Below are 22,514 nucleotides of genomic sequence, written 5' to 3'. Positions count from 1 at the left end.
ATGCCGCTGATTTTGTTACCCGCCGTCGACGTGGTCGAGGGTCGCGCCGTGCGCCTGGTTCAGGGCAAGGCCGGCAGCGAAACCGAGTACGGCTCCGCGCTGGACGCCGCGCTGGGCTGGCAGCGTGACGGTGCCGACTGGATCCATCTGGTGGACCTGGACGCGGCATTCGGCCGCGGCTCCAATCGCGAACTCCTGGCCGAGGTGGTGGGCAAGCTCGATGTCCAGGTGGAGTTGTCCGGCGGTATTCGCGACGACGATTCGCTGGCCGCGGCGCTGGCCACCGGCTGCGCCCGGGTCAACCTCGGAACCGCGGCGCTGGAGAACCCGCAGTGGTGCGCGCGGGCGATCGCCGAGCACGGCGACAAAGTCGCCGTCGGGCTCGACGTGGAGATCACCGACGGCGAGCACCGGTTGCGCGGGCGCGGCTGGGAAACCGACGGCGGCGACCTGTGGGAAGTGCTGGAACGCCTTGACGGCGAAGGATGTTCGCGGTTCGTCGTCACAGACGTCACCAAGGACGGAACGCTGGGCGGCCCCAATATCGACCTGTTGGCCGCCGTCACCGATCGCACCGACACGCCGGTGATCGCCTCGGGCGGCGTGTCCAGCCTCGACGACCTGCGCGCCTTGAACAACCTAGCCACCCTCACCGGCCGCGGGGTCGAGGGCGCCATCGTCGGAAAGGCCCTCTACGCCGGGCGGTTCACGCTGCCGCAGGCGCTGGCCGCGGTGCGGGAGTAGCGCCTTGGATTTGGACGCGCTCGTCGAAAAGGCATCGGCGATCCTGGACGCGGCGGTTCCGCCGTTCTTGGAGGGTCACCGCGCCGATTCCGCGGTTGCCAAGAAGGGCAACGACTTCGCCACCGAAGTCGACCTCGCCATCGAACGCCAGGTCGTCGCCGCCCTGGAGGATGCCACCGGGATCGGAGTGCACGGCGAGGAATTCGGCGGCACTGCCATCGACTCGCCGTGGGTGTGGGTGTTGGATCCGGTCGACGGCACGTTCAATTACGCCGCCGGATCGCCGATGGCCGCGATCCTGTTGGGCCTGCTGCACGACGGCGAACCGGTCGCGGGCCTGACCTGGGTGCCGTTCACGAACGACCGATACACCGCGATAGCGGGTGGTCCGCTGGTGAAAAACGGTGTCCCGCAGGCGCCGCTGACTCACACCGACCTGGGTGACGCGCTCGTCGCTGTCGGCACCTTCAGCGTCGACTCGCGCGGCCGGTTCCCGGGACGTTATCGGCTGGCGGTGCTGGAGACGCTCAGCCGGGTGTCGTCGCGGTTACGCATGCACGGGTCGACCGGCATCGACCTCGTCTACGTTGCCGACGGAATACTCGGCGGCGCAATAACTTTCGGCGGTCACGTCTGGGATCATGCCGCGGGGGTGGCGCAGGTGCGGGCCGCGGGCGGGATCGTCACCAACCTCGCCGGCGAACCCTGGACCCCTGCGGCGCGGTCGGTGCTGGCCGCGGCACCCGGCGCGCATGCGGAGATTCTCGAGATCCTGCGCAGCATAGGCGAACCGGAGGACTACTGACATGTACGCGGATACCGGGCTGGCCGTGCGCGTGATCCCGTGTCTGGACGTCGATGACGGGCGGGTGGTCAAGGGCGTCAATTTCGCCAACCTCCGCGACGCGGGTGATCCGGTGGAGCTCGCGGCGGCCTACGACGCCGAAGGCGCCGACGAGCTGACCTTCCTGGACGTGACCGCGTCGTCGTCGGGACGGGCGACGATGTTGGAGGTGGTACGCCGCACCGCCGAGCAGGTGTTCATCCCGCTGACGGTCGGCGGCGGGGTGCGCACCGTGGCCGATGTCGACATGTTGCTGCGCGCCGGGGCCGACAAGGTCTCGGTCAACACCGCCGCCATCGCCCGCCCGGACCTGCTGGCGGAGATGGCGCGCCAGTTCGGGTCCCAGTGCATCGTGTTGTCGGTCGACGCCCGCACGGTGCCTGCGGGGGCGGCGCCGACACCGTCGGGCTGGGAGGTCACGACCCATGGCGGTCGCCGCGGCACCGGGATCGACGCCGTCGAATGGGCGGCCCGCGGCGCCGAACTCGGCGTGGGGGAGATCCTGCTGAACTCGATGGACGCCGACGGCACAAAAGCCGGATTCGACCTGCCCATGCTGCGCGCCGTGCGCGCGGCCGTCACGGTGCCGGTGATCGCCAGCGGCGGCGCCGGCGCCATCGAACACTTCGCGCCCGCGGTTGCCGCAGGCGCCGATGCGGTGTTGGCGGCCAGCGTGTTTCACTTCCGCGAGCTGACCATCGGACAGGTGAAGGCCGCCATGGTCGCAGAGGGGATCACCGTGCGATGACGCTCGACCCGACCATCGCGGCGCGGCTGAAGCGCAACGCCGAGGGATTGTTCACCGCCGTCGTGCAGGAGCGCGGCAGCGGCGACGTGCTGATGGTCGCCTGGATGGACGACGAGGCGCTGGCCCGCACCCTGGAAACCCGTGAGGCCACGTATTTTTCGCGATCGCGCGGCGAACAGTGGATCAAGGGCGCGACCTCCGGCCACACCCAGCACGTCCACTCGGTGCGACTGGACTGCGACGGCGACGCCGTGCTGCTGACCGTCGACCAGGTCGGCGGGGCCTGCCACACCGGCGATCACAGCTGTTTCGACGCCGACGTGCTGCTGGCACCCGAGGGCTAGCTGGGCGCTAGCTAGGTGCAACGTCCAACCCGTTGGCGGCGGCGATCGCCGCGCGGGCCCATTCGTGGCGGAAGACCGCCGGGGAGATCCGGTCGCGGCGGATGACCTCGACGTCGATCGCCTTCCCCGTGAGCACAGCGTTGGGCACCCGGAACGAGAAGGCGGTTTCGTCGGTGGCGATGGCGAGAATCGCGTCGGCGTCGTTGAAACCGTTGGCGCGCATGGTGTCCTCGGCCCACCGCATTGGCTTGAGGCCGCCGAAATTCCTGACGTAGACCACCCACAGCCGGGTGCCGCGACCGTCGTAGAGCCTGGTGAGCGCCCGTTGCACGGCGTCCGACTCGAGCGGGCCGAGCACGCCCGATTGGTCGGTGAGTTGGCTGGTGAGCTTGATGGCCGCGGTCGCGGGGGCGGTGCTGACGGGCGGCGGACCCACGGAACGCGAAGTGGCACCGCGGCCCGATTGGCCGGATTTGCCGTGCAGCATCTGCACGCCCACTACCACCGCGATCGCGACCACCGCGACGGCGACCAGCGCCGCCACCCAGGTGCCCACCCGCCGACCCCGCTCCGCTTGCGGCGCTTGTGTTCGCGGCGCCGCGATCACTTCCGTCGGTGCGGCAATGACTTCCGTGCGGCCCGCCGCCTCGGCGCCGGTGTTCAGCTGACTGCCGAGCGCCGCCGCGAAATCGGCGCACGTCGCGTAACGGTCGCCGGGCTTTTTGGCGAGCGCTTTGGCCAGGGCGCCGTCGAGGTCGGCCAATTCGGGTCGGCGCTCACTGACGTGTGGCGGCGGGGTGGACAAATGCTGGGTGATGACGACCGCGGGGTTGGAATGATGAAACGGCGCGGAGCCCGTCAGCAGGTTAAAGGCGGTGCAGCCCAGCGCGTATTGGTCGGCCCGGCCGTCCAGATCCGCACCCTGCAATTGCTCCGGCGCGCAGTAGGCGGTGGTCCCCACCAGCATGTTGGTCGCGGTCAGGCCGCTGATCTCCCCGAGTTCACGGGCGATGCCGAAATCGGCGAGCAGGATCCGGCGGCGGGGCCCGGTCTCGGTCAGCAGGATGTTGGAGGGCTTGACGTCGCGATGCAGCAACCCGCGCGAGTGGGCGTAGTCGAGCGCGTCGGCGACGGCCGAAATGATCTCGAGGACTTGCGTTTTCGGCATCCCGGATGGGTGCTGGGTGCGCAGCAGCTCGGCGGCGTCCGTCCCCTCCACGTAGTCCATCGAGATCCACAGTTGGCCTTGGTATTCGCCGCGGTCGTGGATGCCGACGATGTGCTCGTGGTACAGGTTCGCGGCCAGGTCGGCCTCGCGATTGAAGCGTTGGCGGAATTCGTCGTTCGCGGTCAGTTCGCGGGGCAGGATCTTCAGCGCGTCGCGGCGGGGCAGCCGCGGGTGCTGCGCCAGATACACCTGGCCCATGCCCCCGGCCCCCAGCCGCCGAACGATCGTGTAGCCGGCGAACACCTCGCCCTCGGCTAAGCCATCGCTTTGCGGCATGTGAGCATGCTACTGAGATTTCGAATGATCGACGGGGAAGGACTTGCCCGTGGTGGACCGGCCCGCGCTGTATCGACCGAAACCGCCCCTGGCCGAGTACATCGAATTCTTCGGGCACTGGCGACACCGCGGATCTACCTACCGAAGCCGAGCGCTGCCGCGCGGCGCGGCCACCATGATCTTCGACGTCGGGCGGCGCCAGCGGCTGGACTTCTACGCCGCCGACGGCACCCGCCTGGCGGTTCCGCCCGCCATCATCATCGGGCCGCACAGCGCGTCGTACATCACCGACATCGCGGCCGACGAACCGGTTATCGCGATCCATTTCCGTCCCGGCGGCGCGTTTCCGTTTCTCGGCGTCCCGCAGGGTGACCTGGAGGATGCCCGCGTCGGCCTCGATGAAATCTGGGGGCGCGACGGGCGTGAGCTGCACGAGCGCTTGATCGAGGCCCCGTCGCCGGCCGACGGTTTCGGCGTTCTCGAGGATTTTCTACTGCAACGCGCGCGGTTCACCGTGCGCCGCCACCCGGGTGTCGCCGTCGCGATGGCGGCGATCGAAGCCGATCCCTCCCGTCAGATGGCGGAGGTCCGGCGTCTGGCGGGGCTCTCGACCAAGCGGCTGATCGGGATGTTTCGCGCCGAGGTAGGACTGGCGCCCAAGGCGTATGCCCGGGTCCGTCGACTCCAGGCGGCGTTGCGCCGGCTCGATGCGGGCGCGGAGCGCGGCGCGCGCGTCGCGGCCGACACCGGCTATTTCGACCAGGCCCATTTCGTGCGCGAATTCCGGTCGTTCACCGCGATGACGCCGACGCAATACAGAAGCCAGCGGATCGTGTTGCCCAGCCACGTCCCGACGGAGCGGCACAAATATCCAAGACGGCCGGCGCCGGCACGCCGATGATCGGAGCATGGACCACACCAAACACGCGGTAGCGGCCACCGGATTGCTCACAGCGGCGATGCGCGCCGAGGAAACCGCACGCGACGACAGGCTTTTCACCGACCCGTTCGCCGAACGGCTGGCCGGCGACGACGGCCGGCAGTTGCTCGCCGACGCCGTGGCAGCGACCGGGCAGGCCTCCGCCGAGATCATCATCCGCACCCGGTTCTTCGACGAGGCGCTCGCCGCCGCGCAGCGCGATGGGCTCTCGCAGGTGGCGATCCTCGCCGCTGGGATGGACGCCCGCGCATATCGCCTGCCGTGGCGCCCGGCCACCACCGTCTATGAAGTGGACCAGCCGCACGTCATCGCGACGAAGGAGGAGCGACTGGCCGGCGAGGCGCCCAGCTGCCACCGGGTTGCCGTCGGCGTCGATCTAGCCGACGACTGGCCAAAAGCCTTGCGTTCGAAAGGCTTCGACCCGTCGGCGCGCACGGCCTGGCTCGTCGAGGGACTGCTGCAATACATCGACGCGTCGGCCGTCGACACCCTGTTCGCGCGCATCGACGCGCTGTCGGCCCCGGCTTCGCTGCTGCTGTACGACGTGGTCGGCCGGACGCTGCTGGAAGCGCCGTTTCTCGAGTCGACGCTGCAGTACATGCGGCAACTGGGCGCACCGTGGGTATTCGGCACCGACACGCCGGCCGCCCTCGTCGAGGACCGCGGCTGGACGGCGGTCGTCACCGACGTGGCCGAGCCCGGTAGCAGGTGGCATCGGTGGGAGCACCCCGTCGTACCGCTGGACGTGCCCGGCGTCCCGCGCGGCTACTTTGTGACGGCGACCAAGGCCTGACGTCGCATTCCCGCGGTGTCGGAGGGCGCCCGCGGCGGACTTCGATGACAATGGCGGGCGATGTTGAAACGCGTGTCCTGGACGGTGGTAGTGCCCGTGGTCGCCGTCGTCGTGTTGACGGCAACGTGGGGCGAGCACCTCGGGCCGATATTGATTGCGCTGCAGGCCGTGCTGTTGATCGGTGCGGTGCTGGCCGCGGTCCAGCACGCGGAGGTCGTCGCCGCTCGGGTTGGCGAGCCGTTCGGGTCCTTGGTGCTCGCGGGCGCGGTGACGGTCATCGAGGTGGCCCTCATCGTCGAGCTGATGGCGTCGGGCGGTAACGACGCGGCCACGCTGGCCCGCGATACGGCGTTCGCCGCGTTCATGATCACCACCAACGGCATCGCGGGGTTGTCGTTGTTGTGGGGATCCCGTCGGTACGGCGTGACGTTGTTCAACGCCGAGGGCAGCGGGGCCGCGCTGGCCACGGTCACCACCCTGGCGACGCTGAGCCTGGCGATGCCCGCGTTCACCATCAGCCACCCGGGCAAGGAGTTCTCGCCCGGCCAGCTCATCTTCGCCGCGGTCGCCTCGCTGCTGGTGTACCTGCTGTTCGTGTTCACCCAGACCGTCCGGCATCGCGACTTTTTCCTGCCTGTCGCGCAGAAGGGCCAGCAGCGGCTGTTCGAGGAGGACGAGAGCCACGCCGACCCGCCGAGCGCCCGGTCGGCCCTGGTCAGCCTCCTGCTGCTGCTCGTCGCCCTGGTGGCGGTGGTGGGCCTGGCCGAACAGGAATCGCCGGCTGTTGAGCGTCTGGTGACGGCCGCGGGATTCCCCCAGACGTTCGTCGGGGTGGTGATCGCGTTGCTGGTGCTGTTGCCCGAGACACTCGCGGCGGTGCGTGCGGCGCGGCGGGGCCGTATTCAGACCAGCCTCAACCTGGCCTACGGGTCGGCGATGGCCAGCATCGGGCTCACCATCCCGGTGATCGCGCTGGCGTCGATCTGGCTGAAAGGACCGCTGGTGCTCGGCCTCGCTCCGACCCAACTGGTGATGCTCGCACTGACCGTGGTGATCAGCATGCTGACCGTGGTGCCCGGGCGAGCTACTCGGTTGCAGGGCGAGGTGCATCTGGTGCTGTTCGCGGCTTACCTGTTTCTAGCGATCATCCCGTAAAACCAAGGGGCGCAGGCAATGTCGCCGAGTTACGCCGACGACCGGGCCCGCAACGTCTCCAGCGCCTTGTCGGCGTGGGTTTCCATGCTCAATTCGCTGGATATCACGTCGAGCAGTGTGCGATCGGTGTCGATGACAAAGGTCGTTCGCTTGACCGGGATCAACTTGCCCAGCAGACCGCGCTTGACTCCGAATTGCCTGGCGACAGTGCCCTCGGTGTCCGAGAGCAGCGGGTAATCGAAGTTCTGCGAGTCGGCGAACTTGGCCTGTTTCTGCACGGGATCGACGCTGATGCCGACGCGGTTGGCGCCCACCGCGGCGAACTCCGCCGCCAGGTCGCGGAAGTGACACGCCTCCTTGGTGCAGCCGGGCGTCATCGCCGCCGGGTAAAAGAACAGGACCACGGGTCCATCGGAGAGCAGCGCGCTGAGCTTGCGTGGCGTGCCCGTCTGATCGGGAAGTTCGAAGTCCGCCACGGTGTCACCAGTTTTCATGGCGTCAGGCTACGCCCGAGTTGCCCGACTTCTCCTCACGCGGCTTACGCGGCCTGCATCGTCGTCGGGCGGCCCCGAGCTCAGCCGCGTATCTGCGAGGATGGTTCAGTGCACGCCCACCTCGCCGACGCCACCTCCCGAGAGGACTTTCGCCAGCTCGCGGCCGAGCACCGTGTGGTTCCCGTGACCCGCAAGGTCCTGGCCGACGCCGAGACACCGCTGTCGGCCTACCGCAAACTCGCCGCCGATCGCCCCGGCACCTTCCTGCTGGAATCCGCCGAGAACGGCCGGTCCTGGTCGCGGTGGTCGTTCATCGGCGCCGGATCGCCGTCGGCGCTGACGGTGCGCGACGGCGAGGCCGTATGGCTGGGCACGGTCCCGCAGGACGCACCCACCGGGGGTGACCCGCTGCACGCCCTGCAGGCCACCCTCGAGCTGCTGGCCACGGCCTCCCCCCACGAAATCAAGCCGGGGCTGCCGCCGCTGTCCGGCGGCATGGTCGGCTTTTTCGCCTATGACCTGGTGCGGCGCCTGGAACGGCTGCCCGAGCTGGCCGTCGATGACCTCAAACTCCCGGACATGCTCCTGCTGCTGGCCACCGACCTGGCAGCGGTCGATCACCACGAGGGCACCATCACGCTGATCGCCAACGCCGTGAACTGGAACGGCACCGACGAGCGCGTCGATGAGGCCTACGACGATGCCGTCGCGCGGCTGGATGTGATGACCGCGGCGCTGGGGCAGCCGTTGCCGTCGACGGTCGCCACCTTCAGCCGGCCGGAGCCGCGCCACCGGGCCCAGCGCACCGTCGAGGAATACGGCAAGATCGTCGACTACCTCGTTGAGCAGATCGCGGCCGGCGAAGCGTTCCAGGTGGTGCCCTCGCAGCGCTTCGAGATGGACACCGATGTCGACCCGATCGACGTCTACCGCATGCTGCGCGCAACCAACCCCAGCCCGTATATGTATCTGCTGCACGTACCGAATAGCGAAGGGGCGACTGACTTTTCGATTGTCGGGTCCAGTCCGGAGGCGCTGGTCACCGTCACCGAGGGCCGGGCGACAACGCACCCGATCGCCGGGACCCGGTGGCGCGGCCAGAACGACGAAGAGGACCAGCTGCTGGAAAAGGAACTGCTGGCCGACGACAAGGAACGCGCCGAGCATCTGATGCTGGTCGACCTCGGCCGCAACGACCTCGGCCGGGTCTGCGCGCCGGGCACCGTTCGGGTCGAGGACTACAGCCACATCGAACGCTATAGCCACGTCATGCACCTGGTGTCGACCGTGACCGGGATGCTGGGCGACGGCCACACCGCCCTGGACGCGGTGACGGCCTGCTTCCCGGCCGGCACGCTGTCGGGCGCGCCGAAAGTGCGGGCCATGGAGCTGATCGAAGAGGTGGAGAAGACCCGCCGCGGCCTCTACGGCGGCGTGGTCGGCTACCTCGACTTCGCCGGCAATGCCGACTTCGCGATCGCCATCCGCACCGCGTTGATGCGCGACGGCACCGCGTATGTCCAGGCGGGCGGTGGGGTAGTGGCCGACTCCAACGGGCCCTACGAGCACACGGAGGCGACCAACAAGGCGCGCGCGGTGCTCAATGCGATCGCCGCCGCCGAGACGCTGACCGCGCCGGAGGCGGGCCGCAATGGCTGATGCCCGGCGGGCCCGGCTGACGATTCGCGTGGCCCAGTTGCTGCTGGTCATCGCGGCCGTGGCGCTGTGGGTAGCGTCGCGGCTGCCGTGGGTGGTGATCCGGTCGTTCGACGGGCTTGGCCAGCCGAAGGAGGTGAGCCTGCCCGGCGCGTCGTGGTCGACCGCCCTGCTGCCGTTGGCGCTGCTCATGCTGGCGACGGCCGTCGCGGCGCTGGCGGTGCGCGGCTGGCCGCTGCGGGTGCTGGCGGGTCTGCTGGCGGCCGCGAGCCTGGCGGTCGCATATCTGGGCGTGAGCCTGTGGGTGCTCCCGGACGTGGCGGTGCGCGGAGCCGATCTGGCGCACGTCTCGCTGGTGTCGCTGGTGGGAAGCGAACGGCGCTACTGGGGGGCGGGGATCGCGGTGCTGGCCGCGGTGTGCACTCTGGTCGCCGCGGTTTTGCTGATGCGCTCGGCTTCGGTGTTGGGTTCGGACCGCTTGGGCGCAACAAAATATGCATCGCCCGCGACACGTCGCTCAAATGCGCTCCGCGGAGACGCTGACTCGGCGATGCTGGAGGAGCCGGAGACGCCGGAGATGTCGGAGCGGATGATCTGGGACGCGCTCGACGAGGGACGCGACCCGACCGATCGGCCCCGCGAGTCCGACACCGAGGGTCGGTGACGGACCGCAAGCCGACGGTCGCTACCCTTCATTGACGTCGTCGAAATCGGCTGTAGACCGTGCGTGACCGTGGGAAGGGAAACGACAGGTATGAGTCCGGCAACAGTGCTTGACTCCATCCTCGAAGGAGTCCGGGCCGACGTTGCCGCGCGCGAAGCGCTTATCAGCCTGTCCGAAATCAAAGCGGCCGCCGCGGCCGCGCCGCCACCGCTCGACGTGATGGCCGCGCTGCGCGAGCCCGGCATCGGTGTCATCGCCGAGGTCAAGCGGGCCAGTCCGTCGGCGGGTTCACTGGCGACCATTGCCGATCCGGCAAAACTGGCCCGTGCCTACGAAGATGGCGGCGCCCGGATCATCAGCGTGCTGACCGAGGAACGGCGTTTCAACGGCTCGCTCGACGACCTCGACGCGGTGCGGGCCGCGGTTTCAATCCCGATATTGCGCAAAGACTTTGTGGTGCAGCCATATCAGATCCATGAGGCGCGGGCGCACGGCGCCGACATGTTGTTGCTCATCGTCGCCGCGTTGGATCAGTCCGCATTGGTGTCGATGTTGGACCGCACCGAATCCCTTGGCATGACAGCGCTCGTCGAAGTGCACACCGAACAAGAAGCCGACCGGGCATTGAAGGCCGGCGCCAACGTGATCGGCGTCAATGCGCGCGATCTCGCGACGCTGGAGGTGGACCGGGATTGCTTCGCGCGGATCGCTCCGGGGTTGCCCAGCAACGTGATCCGGATCGCCGAGTCGGGTGTGCGTGGTACCGGAGATCTTTTGGCGTATGCCGGTGCGGGCGCCGACGCGGTCTTGGTCGGTGAGGGTCTGGTCAAAAGCGGCGACCCGCGCGCCGCGGTTGCCGACTTGGTCACCGCGGGAACCCATCCGTCCTGTCCGAAACCGGCTCGCTAGGCGTTGACGAGCACGAAACGTTGAACCCGATGAGCCGCCCCCGCGTTGAGTATTGGTGATGGCAGATCTCACCCGCCCGGAGCTTCCGCTTCCGAGCGCGGCCATCGCAGAACCCACCCGCCACGACCCCGACTCGGGTGGTCATTTCGGCGTGTACGGCGGCCGGTACGTTGCCGAGGCGCTGATGGCGGTCATCGAAGAGGTCACCGCCGCCTACGAAAAGGAACGCGTCAACCCGGACTTCCTGGACACCCTCGACGAGCTGCAGGCGAACTATGCCGGGCGGCCGTCACCCCTGTATGAGGCCACCCGGTTTAGCGAGCACGCGGGTTCGGCGCGCGTCTTCCTCAAGCGAGAAGACCTGAACCACACCGGTTCTCACAAGATCAACAACGTGCTCGGTCAAGCCCTGCTGGCCAAGCGAATGGGCAAGACCCGGGTGATCGCCGAGACCGGCGCCGGTCAGCACGGCGTGGCCACCGCCACCGCGTGCGCCTTGCTCGGCCTTGATTGTGTGGTCTACATGGGCGCCATCGACACGGCACGTCAGGCGCTCAACGTCGCGCGGATGCGAATGCTGGGGGCAGAGGTGGTCTCGGTCGACACCGGTTCCCAAACCCTCAAGGACGCCATCAACGAGGCGTTCCGTGATTGGGTTACCAACGCCGACAACACCTACTACTGCTTCGGCACCGCCGCAGGCCCGCATCCCTTCCCGACCATGGTTCGTGATTTTCAGCGAGTCATCGGGTTGGAGACTCGCGCGCAGATCCAGGCTCAGGCCGGCCGATTGCCCGACGCGGTCGTGGCCTGCGTCGGTGGAGGATCGAACGCCATCGGTATCTTCCACGCGTTTCTCGACGATCCCGGCGTGCGCCTGGTCGGCTATGAGGCGGCGGGCGACGGCGTCGAGACCGGCAGGCACGCAGCGACATTCACCGGGGGGTCCCCGGGCGCGTTTCAGGGATCGTTTTCCTACCTGCTGCAAGACGAGGACGGCCAGACCATCGAATCCCATTCGATCTCAGCGGGTCTGGATTATCCGGGGGTGGGTCCCGAACACGCGTGGCTCAGGGAAACCGGACGCGCCGAATACCAGCCCATCACCGATTCCGAAGCGATGGACGCCTTTCGGCTGCTGTGCCATACCGAGGGCATCATCCCGGCCATCGAATCCGCGCACGCGGTCGCCGGTGCGGTCAAGCTGGGCAAGGAGCTGGGGCGGGGCGCGATCATCGTGGTGAACCTGTCGGGTCGCGGCGACAAGGACGTCGAGGTGGCCGCCAAGTGGTTCGGTTTGCTGGGCGATGCGGGCGCGCAATGACCGTGGAACAAAGCGAAGCAAGCAGGCTTGGGCCGCTGTTTGAGTCTTGCCGGAAGGACAACCGGGCGGCGCTGATCGGATACCTGCCCACCGGGTACCCGGACGTGCCGACTTCTCTGCAGGCGATGACCGCGCTCGTCGAATCCGGTTGCGATCTCATCGAAGTCGGGGTGCCGTATTCGGATCCCGGGATGGACGGTCCCACCATCGCCAGGGCCACCGAGGCCGCATTGCACGGGGGTGTGCGGGTGCGCGATACTCTCGCCGCGGTCGAGGCGATCACTTCGGCCGGTGGACGCGCTGTGGTGATGACCTATTGGAACCCGGTGCTGCGCTATGGGATTGACGCATTCGCGCGTGACCTGGCGTCGGCCGGTGGGCATGGCCTGATCACCCCCGACCTCATTCCCGACGAGGCCGGGCAGTGGATCGCGGCGTCCGAAGCGCATCGGTTGGATCGCATATTCCTCGTCGCGCCCTCGTCGACGCCTCAGCGGTTGGTGACCACCATCGAAGCCTCGCGTGGATTCGTTTACGCGGCATCGACAATGGGCGTGACCGGGGCCCGCGACGCGGTGTCGCAGGCCGCACCCGAATTGGTGAGCAGGGTTCGGGCGGTGTCGGACATACCCGTCGGCGTGGGTCTGGGGGTGCGTTCGCGCGAGCAGGCCGCGCAGATCGGAAGTTACGCCGACGGTGTGATTGTCGGTTCCGCGTTGGTGTCGGCGCTGGGCGACGGATTGCCGAAGCTGCGCGCCCTGACCGAGGAACTCGCCGAGGGTGTGCGACAGGGGGAGTCCGCGTCATGACGATGTTGCCAACCTATTTCCCCAGCCCGTCGCAGGGCGTCTGGCATTTGGGGCCGTTACCAATCCGCGCCTACGCGCTCTTCATCATCGCGGGCATCGTCGTCGCGCTGGTGATCGGTGACCGGCGTTGGGTGGCTCGCGGTGGCCAGCGCGGGGTGATCTACGACATCGCCCTGTGGGCGGTGCCTTTCGGATTGATCGGCGGCAGGCTCTATCACCTGGCCACCGATTGGCGGACCTATTTCGGGCCGGGCGGAGCCGGGCCCGCCGCGGCCCTGCGAATCTGGGACGGCGGCTTGGGCATCTGGGGCGCCGTCGCCCTCGGCGCGGTCGGCGCGTGGATCGCATGCCGGCGCCGCGGAATTCCGCTGCCGGCCTTCGCCGACGCCGTTGCTCCCGGAATCATCTTGGCGCAGGCCATCGGTCGGCTTGGGAATTACTTCAACCAGGAGCTCTACGGCCGGGAAACCACGCTGCCGTGGGGCCTGGAGATCTTCTACCGTCGCGATCCCGCGGGATACATCGACCCGCATTCGCTCGACGGTGTGTCGACCGGGCAGCTGGCGCTGGTCGTGCAGCCGACCTTTCTGTACGAATTGATTTGGAATGTCCTGGTATTCGTCGCACTGATCTATCTGGACCGGCGATTCAGCTTGGGCCATGGGCGGTTGTTCGCGATCTACGTGGCGGGCTACTGCGTCGGGCGATTCTGTGTGGAGCTGCTGCGCGACGACACGGCCACCCACATCGCGGGTATCCGAATCAATTCGTTCACATCGACCTTCGTGTTCATCGGGGCGGTGGTTTACCTCGTGCTGGCGCCGAAGGGCCGGGAGGATCCCGCGAGCCTGCGCGGCACCGAGTACGTCGACGAGGAGTTGCCCGAAGCCGAGCCCGAGCCCGCGGACGAGCTCGCCGCTGTCGCTTCGGCATCCGGGGCGGCGAGCGGTGCGGCGGCGGATGCGGAAACGACTGAACTCGAGAAAGCCACCGAGTCCAAAGCCGCCGAGTCCAAAGACCGCGAAGACGAAGCCGTCGAAACTGAAGCCGTCGAAACTGAAGCCGTCGAAGCTGAAGTCGCGGAGCCGGAAACGGTCAAGACCCAGGCCGCTGCCGAAGGCGACGAGGCTGGGGACGAAGAATCGGAGGCCGAGGTCGAAGAGTCTGAAGTCGAGGAGGAGGCCGAGAAGGAGGCCGAGCCGGAGCCTGCGGAGGCCGAAGAGCCGGAGGCCGTGGCCGACGAATCCGAAAGCGCCGAACCCGAAGTCGCGGAGGCCGAGGCGGCCGTAGCGGAAGCGGAACGCGCGGAGCCCGACGACGCGGAGGCGGAAGCCGTCGTGACCGAGGACGCCGAAGCCGAAGCCGAGGAGCCCGAAGCCGAAGAACTTGAAGCCGAGGAGCCCGAAGCCGAAGAGCTTGAAGCCGAGGAGCCCGAAGCCGAAGAGCCTGAAGCCGAGGAGCCCGAAGCCGAAGAGCCTGAAGCCGAGGAGCCCGAGGCGGAGACCGAAGAGGCCGAGGCGGAAACCGAAACCGAGATCGACGAGGTCGAGACCGAAGCCGAGGAGCCCGAAGCCGAAGACGCCGAAGCCGAGGAGCCCAAATCCGAAGAGCCGCAGGCAGAGTCGGAGTCGGCGGAGCCGGTAGCAGAGGATCGAGGAGAGCCGGGGGAACCCGCATCGCAGGCACCGGCAGACGCCGGCGCCGCAGCGAAAGCCGAGTCTGGCTCCACGCGGCGGCGCCTGCGCTTTCGACTGCGCAACCGTAGGGACCGCTAACAGACCCGACCTCGTCCAGCGTCGAGTCGCTGCGCGAGATGTGCGGATTTCCGCCCGACCAGTCGACGTTCGGCGGACCAGTGGGGCATGCTGAAGACGTGACTGATCAGCCGTGGCACGACGCTGGGTCCGACCCGGCGGCGCAACAGCCGCCTCCGCCCGGGCCCGGGTATCCGCCGCCCTATCCGCAATATCCCGCGCCCAGCCCGTATTACGACCCGACCGCGCCCTTCGGCCGCCATCCGGTGACCGGACAACCGTTCTCGGACAAGTCGAAGACCACCGCGGGCCTCCTACAGCTGCTCAGTTTGGTCGGCGTCGGAGGGATCGGCCGCTTCTACATCGGAGACGTCGGCGTGGGCGTCGCCCAGCTGCTCGTGGGATGGCTCACCTGCGGGGTCGGGCTGATTTGGAGCATCGTCGACGCCATCTTGATATTGACCGACAAGGTCCCCGACCCACAGGGCCGCCCGCTGCGCGATGGAACCTAATCCCACTTCCCAGACCCTGAGCCGCCGTCGTCGCCTGTATGCCGCCGCCGGGAGTGGCGCGCTGCTTGCCGGCGCACTCGGCTACGTGGGCTTCGTCGACCCGCACAACACCCACTCGCTGTATCCGCAGTGCCCGTTCAAGTGGCTCACCGGCTGGAATTGCCCGTTTTGCGGCGGGCTCCGGATGACGCACGACCTGCTGCACGGTGACCTCGTCGCCACCATCAACGACAACCTCTTCCTGCTGGTCGGTATCCCGGCGCTGGCCGGTTGGATCGTGCTGCGCCGGCGTCAGGGGCGGCCTTGGCTCTCGGTGCCCGCGGTGGTGACCGTCGTCGTCGCGGCGGCGGTGTGGACGGTGACCCGCAACCTGCCCGGATTTCCACTGGTCCCGACGATTCTCAGCGGGTAACCGTGCCGCCACCGTCGGGTCATCCCGATAACGAAGAGCACGACTATGCTGGGTCGCCGTGAGTAGACGCGGGAAGATCGTCTGCACCCTTGGCCCTGCGACCGAATCGGACGAGTTGATCCTGGCGCTGGTCGAGGCCGGAATGGACGTCGCCCGAATGAACTTCAGCCACGGCGACTACGCCGACCACAAAGCCGCCTACGAGCGGGTGCGCAACGCCTCGGACGCGACCGGCCGCGCGGTGGGCGTGCTGGCCGACTTGCAGGGCCCCAAGATCCGGCTCGGGCGCTTCGCCACCGGGCCGACCTACTGGGCCGACGGTGAAACTGTCCGGATCACCGTCGCCGACTGCGAAGGCAGCCACGACCGGGTGTCGACGGCCTACAAGAAATTGGCCAAGGACGCCGTCGTCGGTGACCGGATCCTGATCGACGACGGCAAGGTCGGGCTGGTGGTCGAGGCGATCGACGGCGACGACGTGGTCTGCACCGTCGTCGAAGGCGGCCCGGTGAGCAACAACAAGGGCATGTCGCTACCCGGCATGAACGTGTCCGCCCCCGCCTTGTCCGAGAAGGACATCGAGGATCTCACCTTCGCACTGAACCTCGGCGTCGACCTCGTCGCGCTGTCCTTCGTGCGCTCGCCGTCCGATGTCGAGCTGGTCCACGAGATCATGGATCGGATCGGCCGCCGGGTGCCGGTTATCGCCAAACTCGAAAAGCCCGAAGCCGTCGACAATCTCGAAGCCATCGTGCTGGCCTTCGACGCCATCATGGTGGCCCGTGGCGACCTGGGCGTCGAGCTCCCCCTGGAAGAGGTTCCGCTGGTGCAGAAGCGGGCCATCCAGATCGCAAGGGAGAACGCAAAACCCGTCATCGTGGCGACTCAGATGCTCGACTCCATGATCGAGAACTCGCGACCCACCCGGGCCGAGGCCTCCGACGTCGCCAACGCGGTGCTCGACGGCGCCGACGCGCTGATGCTCTCCGGCGAAACCGCGGTGGGCAAGTATCCGCTGGCGGCCGTGCGGACGATGTCGCGGATCGTATGCGCGGTCGAGGAGAATTCGACGGCCGCTCCGCCGTTGACGCATGTGCCGCGCACCAAGCGCGGAGTGATTTCCTACGCCGCCCGCGACATCGGCGAGCGGCTCGACGCCAAGGCGCTGGTCGCGTTCACCCAGTCGGGTGACACGGTGAAGCGACTGGCGCGCCTGCACACGCCGCTGCCCCTGCTCGCGTTCACCGCATGGCCCGAGGTGCGCAGCCAGCTCGCCATGACGTGGGGAACCGAGACGTTCATCGTCCCGATGATGACCTCGACCGACGGCATGATCCGTCAGGTCGACAAGTCTCTTCTGGAACTCGGCCGCTACAAGCGCGGCGACCTGGTGGTCATCGTCGCGGGCGCGCCGCCGGGCACAGTAGGCTCGACCAACCTGATCCACGTGCACCGGATCGGGGAGGACGACGTCTAATCGACAGGGGGCGGGCAGGCCTGTGCCGGCTGGCAACGATTTCGAGGAGCTGCTGGCGGTACTCGACCTCAACCGCGTATCCGATGAAGTGTTCGTCGGTTCACATCCCAGCAAGAACCCGTTGCGGACCTTCGGCGGCCAGCTCATGGCGCAATCGTTCGTCGCGAGCAGCCGCACGCTGATCCGGGACGACCTGCCGCCCAGCGCACTTTCGGTGCACTTCATCAACGGCGGCGACACCGCCAAGGACATCGAATTCCACGTCGTGCCGCTACGTGACGAGCGGCGCTTCGCCAACCGGCGCGTCGACGCGGTACAGGACGGCACGCTGCTGTCCACCGCGATGATCTCGTACATGGCCGGCGGCCCGGGCCTCGAGCACGCCGTCGAACCGCCGCCGGTGCCGGAGCCCCACACCCAGCCGCCGCTCCGCGAGCTGCTGCAGGGCTACGAGGAGACCGTCCCGCACTTCGTCAACGCCTTGCAGCCGATCGAATGGCGCTACACCAACGACCCGGCGTGGGTGATGCGGGACAAGGGCGACCGCCTTGCCTACAACCGGGTCTGGGTCAAGGCGCTGGGGACGATGCCCGACGATCCCGTGCTGCACACGGCGACGATGGTGTACTCCTCCGATACCACCGTGCTGGACTCGGTCATCACCACCCACGGGCTGTCGTGGGGCTTCGACCGTATCTTTGCGGCCTCCGCCAACCACTCCGTGTGGATTCACCGGCAGGTCGACATCAACGACTGGGTGTTGTATTCGACGTCCTCGCCGGTCGCCGCGGACTCGCGCGGGCTGGGCACCGGACACTTCTTCGATCGCTCCGGCCAGCTCGTGGCCACGGTGGCCCAGGAAGGCGTGCTGAAATACTTTCCGCCCCGGCGCCGATAGACAGCACAGGATACCTATCGGACATGCGTCCGATTACGGGTGAAAACAGCCGTGATCAGGCGTAAGTTTTTACAAGCCGGGTATTCGATGGGACATGCGGCAAGCGAGCCGCCCAGCTGAAGGTCAGCGCATCGGGAGGTGAGATGTGAACGGACCGCCGGTCGAAGTCCTACCAAGGTTGCGCGCGCGCGAACGCGTTGTCGTTCACGTCGATTCGCTCGCCGCGCGCTGTTTCGGAGCCTTGGCATTGTTCAGCGCCGCCTGCTGGCTGATCGCGATCCTCGCCCGGCACCACCACAACCCGGAGTGGCACTACGCCGGTCGGCTGGGATGGTCGCTGACGGTGCTGGCCGCTGTGATGTTCATTGCACGTGGGATCTTCCTGGGCCGCCCGGTCACGACCATGCATGCGGCCGCGGCCGCCCTGTTTGTGTTGGCGGGCTTCGGTTCGCACGTGCTGTCCTTCGATCTGCTCGGTGACGTGCTGATCGCCAGCTCCGGACTGGTGCTGATGTGGCCGACTTCATCGCATCCGCGACCCGAAGATCTGCCCCGGGCGTGGGCCCTGATCGATGCCACCAGCGACGACCCACTGGCACCGTTCGCCATGCAGACGGGCAAGAGCTACCACTTCAGCGCCGACGGAACCGCGGCGCTGGCGTACCGGACGCGGATGGGGTTCGCGGTGGTCGGGGGCGACCCGATCGGTGACGCGGCGCGTTTCCCCGAATTGGTCGCCGACTTCGCCGCGATGTGTCGGATGCACGGCTGGCGCATCGCGGTAGTGGGCTGCAGCGACCGGCGTCTCGAGCTGTGGATCGACGCGAGGGTGCTCGGACAATCGCTGCGCGCGGTCCCGATCGGCCGCGATGTCGTCGTCAACGTCTCCCGCTTCGACATGGTGGGCCGCAAGTTCCGCAACCTGCGTCAGGCGGTCAAGCGCACGCACAACGCCGGCATCACCACCGAGATCGTCGCCGAGCAGGCACTCGACGACCGGCTGCTGGCCGAACTGACCGACGTGGTGCACGCGTCACCCAGCGGCGCCCATACCGACCGCGGCTTCTACATGAACCTCGACGGCGTGCTGGAGGGCCGGTTCCCCGGCATACGGCTGATCCTCGCCCGGGATGCCACCGGGAAGGTACAGGGCTTTCACCGCTACGCGACCGCGGGCGGCGGCAGCGACATCAGCCTCGACGTGCCGTGGCGGCGCCGCGGCGCGCCCAACGGGATCGACGAACGTCTCAGCGTCGACATGATCATGGCCGGCAAAGAGGCTGGGGCGCAGCGGGTATCGCTGTCGTTCGCGGCGTTCCCGGAGATTTTCGACGACAAGAATCGTGGGCGGCTGCAGCGCATTTTCTACCGGCTGATCCACGTGCTGGACCCGTTGATCGCGCTCGAGTCGTTGTACCGGTACGTGCGCAAGTTCCACGCGTTGGATGCCCGGCGCTACGCGCTGATATCGGTGACGCAGTTAGTTCCGCTGGTGTTCGTGCTGCTCACGCTGGAGTTCATGCCGCGGCGACGCCATCGCTGAGTGCTCGACGCGTAGTTCGGGACAATCAAGCCCTTCCGGCAAGTGGTGAGTGGCCACCACGACCGTTCTGTCGCTGGGGATTAACGCTGCGCCGTGGGTCAGCAGCTCGCGCAGCACCCGTTCGGCGTCGATCGCGTCGAGGTGCTCGGTGGGCTCGTCGAGCAGCACGATCCGGGCGGGTGAGAGCGTCGCCCGGGCCAGCAGCAGCCGCCTGCGCTGGCCCGCCGAGATCGCCTGTGCGCCACCGGTCAACACCGTCGACAGGCCGTCGGGCAGGGTGGCAACCCAGCCGCCGAGCCCGACCGAGTCCAGCGCGGCCACCAGTTCGTCGTCATGGCAGTCGCCACGGACCACCAGCAGGTTGTCGCGGACGGTGGTGGCGAAGATGTGCGCGTCCTCGGCGAAAAACGTGACGGTGCGGTGTAACTCGGCTTCGTCGAGCTGGTCGAGATCGGTTCCGTCCAGCAGTACCCGCCCGTCCAGTGGGGGCATCAGCCCGGCGAGTGTCATCAGCAGCGTCGTCTTTCCCGAACCGCTGGCGCCGGTGACCGCCAGCCGCGCGCCCGGCGGCAGGTCTAGCCGCGCCGTGGTTGACCGCGCCGAATCCCCGTGACCGGAAACGACATCGGCGGACAAGCACCCGGCGCCAGCCGGTTGCGGCTGCATGGGCTCGGCGTGGCTGTCGGCGGGGGCGAGGTCGAGCAAGCGACACGCGGCGATGCGCGACCGCGTCAACTGGACCGCGGCGGCCGGGAGGGGAGTCATCGCCTCGAACGCGGACAGGGGCAACAACATCAGCACGGCCAGCGTCGTGGGTGCGACCGCGTGCGCCATCCCGATCCCGGCCGCCACCGCGCCGAGCACGCTGACCCCGATGGCGGCGGTGGGCACTGCCTCGGCGATGGCGGCCGGCCGTGCGGCGGCATCGAGTGCGGCGCCCCAAGCGCGCTGGCGCCATTGCGATTCCGCGATGACATCGGGTAGCACGCCGGCGACGCGAAGCTCGGGCGCGTGTTCGAGGGCGAGCATGGCCGACGTGTCACGCTCCGAATGATGTTGGCGCGCAAACTCTTCCTGCGTCGCGGCGGCCCTCCCGGCCAGCCGCGGCGCCACGACACCGGCGATCAGCAAGCAGACCGCCAGCACCACGGCGGCCGGTAGCGATATCGCCGCGACGGTCGCGGTCGCCGCCAGGGCCAGCACCGCCGCGACACCGATCGGGACGAGCGCACGAACCAGGACGTCGGCCAGTTCGTCGACATCGGCGCCCACCCGTGCCACCAACTCACCGCTGCGCATCCGAACCGCGGCCGAAGCCGGTCCGTGGGCGAGCCGGTGATAGATCTGCGCCCGGGCGGTGCCGGCCGCGCGCAGCGCGGTGTCGTGGGTGGCCAGTCGCTCGCAGTAGTGCAGCACCCCCCGCGAAATCGCGAACGCGCGCACCAACACGACCGCGACGGACAGGTCCAGCACCGGGGGCATCTGCCATGCCCGCGTGATCAGCCATGCCGAAATCCCGGCCAGCGCCAGCGCGCTGCCCAGCGACAGCACGCCCAGCGCGATGGCCGCCAGGATGCGCGGCAGGCGCGGGCGCAGCAGACTCCAGGCCGCGACGAGCGGGTCAGACCGGCGCATAACGCACCCGATCGTCCGACTCCACGTCGACTACCCGGTCACCGATTGCGACGACGGGCCCGCGGTGGCCGACGACCACGACGGTCGACCCGGCGCGGGCGCGCTCGACGATGGCGCGCAGCACCCGGCCCTCGGTGTGGGCGTCCAAGTGCGCGGTGGGCTCATCGAGCAGTAGCACCGGGGCCGGCGATCCGAGCGCCCGCGCAAGGGCCAGACGTTGCCGCTGCCCCAGGGACAGCCCGACGCCGTCGCGCCCGAGCACGGTGTCCATGCCGTCGGGCAGCTCGGCCAGGACTGCGTCAAATCCGGAAGCGGCGCAGGCCTTTTCAAGATCTTCCACACCGCCCAGCAGCGTGAGGTTGTCGCGCACGCTGCCCGGCACCAGCACCGGGCGTTGCGGTAGCCAGGACAACTGCGGCCACCACGCGGCGTAATCGAGGTCTGCGACATCCACGCCGGCCACCGTGATCCGGCCCGACGAACCGATGGTGAGTCCGGCGATCGCCTGCAGGGTGGTGCTCTTGCCCGCGCCATTTCGTCCGGTCAGCACGGTGACGTGGCCGGGTTCGATCACCGCGGTGAGCCCGCACGGCGAATTCCCGTCTCGGCCGGCCACGCTGAGGTTCTCGAGCCGGATCTCGGCCCCCCGCGCGGCGACGGTCCGGGTTCGCGTCAGCTCCCTGGTGGGCTCGCCGATGAGAGCGAATGCCCTGTCGGCGGCGGCCCTACCGTCTTGAGCGGCATGGAATTCCACCCCGATGCGGCGCAGCGGCCAGTAGACATCGGGGGCCAGCAGCAGCACGGTCAGACCGGTGGCCAAGGTCATTTCGCCGAACACCAGGCGAAGACCGATGCCGACCGCGATCAGTGCCACACCCAAGGTGGCCAGCAATTCGAGCACCAGCGCCGACAGAAACGCAATCCGCAGCGTCGCCATCGCCGAGCGTCGATGCGCGGCAGCGAGTTCGGCGATCCGGTGCTCGGGACCCGACGCGCGGCCGAGCGCCCGCAGCGTTGGGATACCGGCGATCAGATCCAGCAATCGCGCTTGCAGGGTGGTCATCGCGCCCAACGCTGCCGCCGATCGCTCGGCCGTCGCCAGCCCGATCAGCACCATGAAAACCGGGATCAGCGGCAGGGTGATCACCACGATCACCGTCGACTTCAGGTCGTAGACCGCGATCACGGCCACGGTCGCCGGCGTCAGGATCGCGGCGAGCAACAACGTCGGCAGGTACCCGGCGAAGTAGGGACGCAGGCCGTCGAGTCCACGGGTGACCACGACCGCCGCGGCGTCGCGCTGCGCGGCGAGTTCGTTGGGTTGCCGGGCGGTCACCGCCGCGAGCACCTGCCCG

The 22,514-nt window shown here is 68.3% G+C and carries 21 protein-coding genes and 1 pseudogene; 18 read left to right on the top strand and 4 right to left on the bottom strand.

The window, feature by feature from the left end:
* The 4 genes from priA to hisI are packed head-to-tail and all read left to right on the top strand — an operon-like array spanning position 1 to position 2,680.
* Positions 1-744, top strand: coding sequence for a bifunctional 1-(5-phosphoribosyl)-5-((5-phosphoribosylamino)methylideneamino)imidazole-4-carboxamide isomerase/phosphoribosylanthranilate isomerase PriA (gene priA / locus A5736_RS22375; RefSeq protein WP_076122921.1), 744 nt, complete (start codon positions 1-3; stop codon positions 742-744).
* Positions 745-748: 4 nt separating this feature from the next.
* Positions 749-1,549, top strand: a complete 801-nt coding sequence (locus tag A5736_RS22370) for an inositol monophosphatase (RefSeq protein ID WP_076248626.1) — start codon at positions 749-751, stop codon at positions 1,547-1,549.
* A 1-nt stretch (position 1,550) separates the two neighbouring features.
* The gene (hisF, locus tag A5736_RS22365) at positions 1,551-2,336 is read left to right on the top strand and encodes an imidazole glycerol phosphate synthase subunit HisF (RefSeq protein WP_076122919.1); all 786 of its coding nucleotides are present in this window, start codon (positions 1,551-1,553) and stop codon (positions 2,334-2,336) included.
* Complete coding sequence (gene hisI / locus A5736_RS22360; RefSeq protein WP_076122918.1) at positions 2,333-2,680, top strand: phosphoribosyl-AMP cyclohydrolase; 348 nt, start codon at positions 2,333-2,335, stop codon at positions 2,678-2,680. The genes hisF and hisI overlap by 4 nt, the downstream gene beginning before the upstream one ends.
* 7 nt (positions 2,681-2,687) lie before the next feature.
* Here hisI and A5736_RS22355 read toward each other — a convergent pair whose 3' ends face one another.
* Positions 2,688-4,184: a serine/threonine-protein kinase gene (locus A5736_RS22355; RefSeq protein ID WP_076248624.1), complete on the bottom strand. Its 1,497-nt coding sequence runs from the start codon at positions 4,182-4,184 to the stop codon at positions 2,688-2,690.
* A gap of 52 nt (positions 4,185-4,236) precedes the next feature.
* Here A5736_RS22355 and A5736_RS22350 point away from each other — a divergent pair, with 52 nt between their 5' ends.
* The 3 genes from A5736_RS22350 to A5736_RS22340 are packed head-to-tail and all read left to right on the top strand — an operon-like array spanning position 4,237 to position 7,072.
* Positions 4,237-5,085 (top strand): AraC family transcriptional regulator, encoded by an 849-nt coding sequence (locus A5736_RS22350; protein ID WP_076248661.1) that lies wholly within the window; start codon positions 4,237-4,239, stop codon positions 5,083-5,085.
* Positions 5,086-5,092: 7 nt separating this feature from the next.
* Positions 5,093-5,917, top strand: coding sequence for an SAM-dependent methyltransferase (locus A5736_RS22345; RefSeq protein ID WP_076248622.1), 825 nt, complete (start codon positions 5,093-5,095; stop codon positions 5,915-5,917).
* Positions 5,918-5,977: 60 nt separating this feature from the next.
* Positions 5,978-7,072: a calcium:proton antiporter gene (locus A5736_RS22340; RefSeq protein ID WP_076122915.1), complete on the top strand. Its 1,095-nt coding sequence runs from the start codon at positions 5,978-5,980 to the stop codon at positions 7,070-7,072.
* Positions 7,073-7,101: 29 nt separating this feature from the next.
* Here the strand turns inward: A5736_RS22340 and A5736_RS22335 are convergent, their stop codons facing one another.
* Complete coding sequence (locus A5736_RS22335) at positions 7,102-7,566, bottom strand: peroxiredoxin (RefSeq protein WP_076122914.1); 465 nt, start codon at positions 7,564-7,566, stop codon at positions 7,102-7,104.
* A gap of 108 nt (positions 7,567-7,674) precedes the next feature.
* On the opposite strand from A5736_RS22335, the gene A5736_RS22330 reads away from it, so the two are divergent.
* The 11 genes and pseudogenes from A5736_RS22330 to A5736_RS22280 all read left to right on the top strand — a co-directional run bounded on the left by A5736_RS22330 (position 7,675) and on the right by A5736_RS22280 (position 19,524).
* Positions 7,675-9,225, top strand: a complete 1,551-nt coding sequence (locus tag A5736_RS22330) for an anthranilate synthase component I (RefSeq protein ID WP_076248620.1) — start codon at positions 7,675-7,677, stop codon at positions 9,223-9,225.
* Complete coding sequence (locus A5736_RS22325) at positions 9,218-9,886, top strand: TIGR02234 family membrane protein (protein WP_076248618.1); 669 nt, start codon at positions 9,218-9,220, stop codon at positions 9,884-9,886. The genes A5736_RS22330 and A5736_RS22325 overlap by 8 nt, the downstream gene beginning before the upstream one ends.
* 90 nt (positions 9,887-9,976) lie before the next feature.
* Positions 9,977-10,795, top strand: coding sequence for an indole-3-glycerol phosphate synthase TrpC (trpC, locus tag A5736_RS22320; RefSeq protein WP_076061861.1), 819 nt, complete (start codon positions 9,977-9,979; stop codon positions 10,793-10,795).
* Between the two features lie 58 nt (positions 10,796-10,853).
* Positions 10,854-12,119, top strand: a complete 1,266-nt coding sequence (trpB, locus tag A5736_RS22315; RefSeq protein ID WP_076122911.1) for a tryptophan synthase subunit beta — start codon at positions 10,854-10,856, stop codon at positions 12,117-12,119.
* Positions 12,116-12,928: a tryptophan synthase subunit alpha gene (gene trpA, locus A5736_RS22310; RefSeq protein WP_076248616.1), complete on the top strand. Its 813-nt coding sequence runs from the start codon at positions 12,116-12,118 to the stop codon at positions 12,926-12,928. Before trpB ends, trpA begins: the two co-directional genes overlap by 4 nt.
* Positions 12,925-14,415: pseudogene (locus A5736_RS22305) on the top strand (prolipoprotein diacylglyceryl transferase); the annotation flags it as partial. The gene trpA and the pseudogene A5736_RS22305, both read left to right, overlap by 4 nt.
* A gap of 326 nt (positions 14,416-14,741) precedes the next feature.
* Positions 14,742-15,194: a TM2 domain-containing protein gene (locus A5736_RS22300; protein WP_076122908.1), complete on the top strand. Its 453-nt coding sequence runs from the start codon at positions 14,742-14,744 to the stop codon at positions 15,192-15,194.
* Complete coding sequence (locus A5736_RS22295) at positions 15,184-15,606, top strand: DUF2752 domain-containing protein (protein ID WP_076248613.1); 423 nt, start codon at positions 15,184-15,186, stop codon at positions 15,604-15,606. Before A5736_RS22300 ends, A5736_RS22295 begins: the two co-directional genes overlap by 11 nt.
* A gap of 58 nt (positions 15,607-15,664) precedes the next feature.
* Positions 15,665-17,083: a pyruvate kinase gene (pyk, locus tag A5736_RS22290; protein WP_076122906.1), complete on the top strand. Its 1,419-nt coding sequence runs from the start codon at positions 15,665-15,667 to the stop codon at positions 17,081-17,083.
* Between the two features lie 22 nt (positions 17,084-17,105).
* On the top strand, positions 17,106-17,981 hold the full coding sequence (locus A5736_RS22285) for an acyl-CoA thioesterase II (protein ID WP_076248611.1): 876 nt from the start codon (positions 17,106-17,108) through the stop codon (positions 17,979-17,981).
* 145 nt (positions 17,982-18,126) lie between these two features.
* On the top strand, positions 18,127-19,524 hold the full coding sequence (locus tag A5736_RS22280; protein ID WP_076248609.1) for a bifunctional lysylphosphatidylglycerol flippase/synthetase MprF: 1,398 nt from the start codon (positions 18,127-18,129) through the stop codon (positions 19,522-19,524).
* Here the strand turns inward: A5736_RS22280 and cydC are convergent.
* Positions 19,462-21,159, bottom strand: a complete 1,698-nt coding sequence (cydC, locus tag A5736_RS22275) for a thiol reductant ABC exporter subunit CydC (RefSeq protein ID WP_076248608.1) — start codon at positions 21,157-21,159, stop codon at positions 19,462-19,464. The genes A5736_RS22280 and cydC overlap by 63 nt on opposite strands.
* On the bottom strand, positions 21,146-22,514 hold a 1,369-nt coding region (gene cydD, locus A5736_RS22270), incomplete at its 5' end, for a thiol reductant ABC exporter subunit CydD (RefSeq protein WP_076248606.1). The genes cydD and cydC, both read right to left, overlap by 14 nt.

This window comes from Mycobacterium sp. SP-6446 (genome assembly GCF_001954045.1).
GTDB lineage: Bacteria > Actinomycetota > Actinomycetes > Mycobacteriales > Mycobacteriaceae > Mycobacterium.
Note: the sequence above shows the minus strand (reverse complement) of the source record. Positions and strands in the feature narration are given on the sequence as shown.

What these genes read in the sequence shown, in the direction of transcription:
- priA (WP_076122921.1), top strand. Translation starts at nt 1, where the DNA reads ATGCCGCTGATTTTGTTACCCGCCGTCGACGTGGTCGAGGGTCGCGCC.
- hisF (WP_076122919.1), top strand. Translation starts at nt 1,551, where the DNA reads ATGTACGCGGATACCGGGCTGGCCGTGCGCGTGATCCCGTGTCTGGAC.
- hisI (WP_076122918.1), top strand. Translation starts at nt 2,333, where the DNA reads ATGACGCTCGACCCGACCATCGCGGCGCGGCTGAAGCGCAACGCCGAG.
- A5736_RS22355 (WP_076248624.1), bottom strand. Translation starts at nt 4,184, where the DNA reads ATGCCGCAAAGCGATGGCTTAGCCGAGGGCGAGGTGTTCGCCGGCTAC.
- A5736_RS22345 (WP_076248622.1), top strand. Translation starts at nt 5,093, where the DNA reads ATGGACCACACCAAACACGCGGTAGCGGCCACCGGATTGCTCACAGCG.
- A5736_RS22340 (WP_076122915.1), top strand. Translation starts at nt 5,978, where the DNA reads ATGTTGAAACGCGTGTCCTGGACGGTGGTAGTGCCCGTGGTCGCCGTC.
- A5736_RS22335 (WP_076122914.1), bottom strand. Translation starts at nt 7,566, where the DNA reads ATGAAAACTGGTGACACCGTGGCGGACTTCGAACTTCCCGATCAGACG.
- A5736_RS22325 (WP_076248618.1), top strand. Translation starts at nt 9,218, where the DNA reads ATGGCTGATGCCCGGCGGGCCCGGCTGACGATTCGCGTGGCCCAGTTG.
- trpC (WP_076061861.1), top strand. Translation starts at nt 9,977, where the DNA reads ATGAGTCCGGCAACAGTGCTTGACTCCATCCTCGAAGGAGTCCGGGCC.
- trpB (WP_076122911.1), top strand. Translation starts at nt 10,854, where the DNA reads ATGGCAGATCTCACCCGCCCGGAGCTTCCGCTTCCGAGCGCGGCCATC.
- trpA (WP_076248616.1), top strand. Translation starts at nt 12,116, where the DNA reads ATGACCGTGGAACAAAGCGAAGCAAGCAGGCTTGGGCCGCTGTTTGAG.
- A5736_RS22300 (WP_076122908.1), top strand. Translation starts at nt 14,742, where the DNA reads ATGTGCGGATTTCCGCCCGACCAGTCGACGTTCGGCGGACCAGTGGGG.
- A5736_RS22295 (WP_076248613.1), top strand. Translation starts at nt 15,184, where the DNA reads ATGGAACCTAATCCCACTTCCCAGACCCTGAGCCGCCGTCGTCGCCTG.
- cydC (WP_076248608.1), bottom strand. Translation starts at nt 21,159, where the DNA reads ATGCGCCGGTCTGACCCGCTCGTCGCGGCCTGGAGTCTGCTGCGCCCG.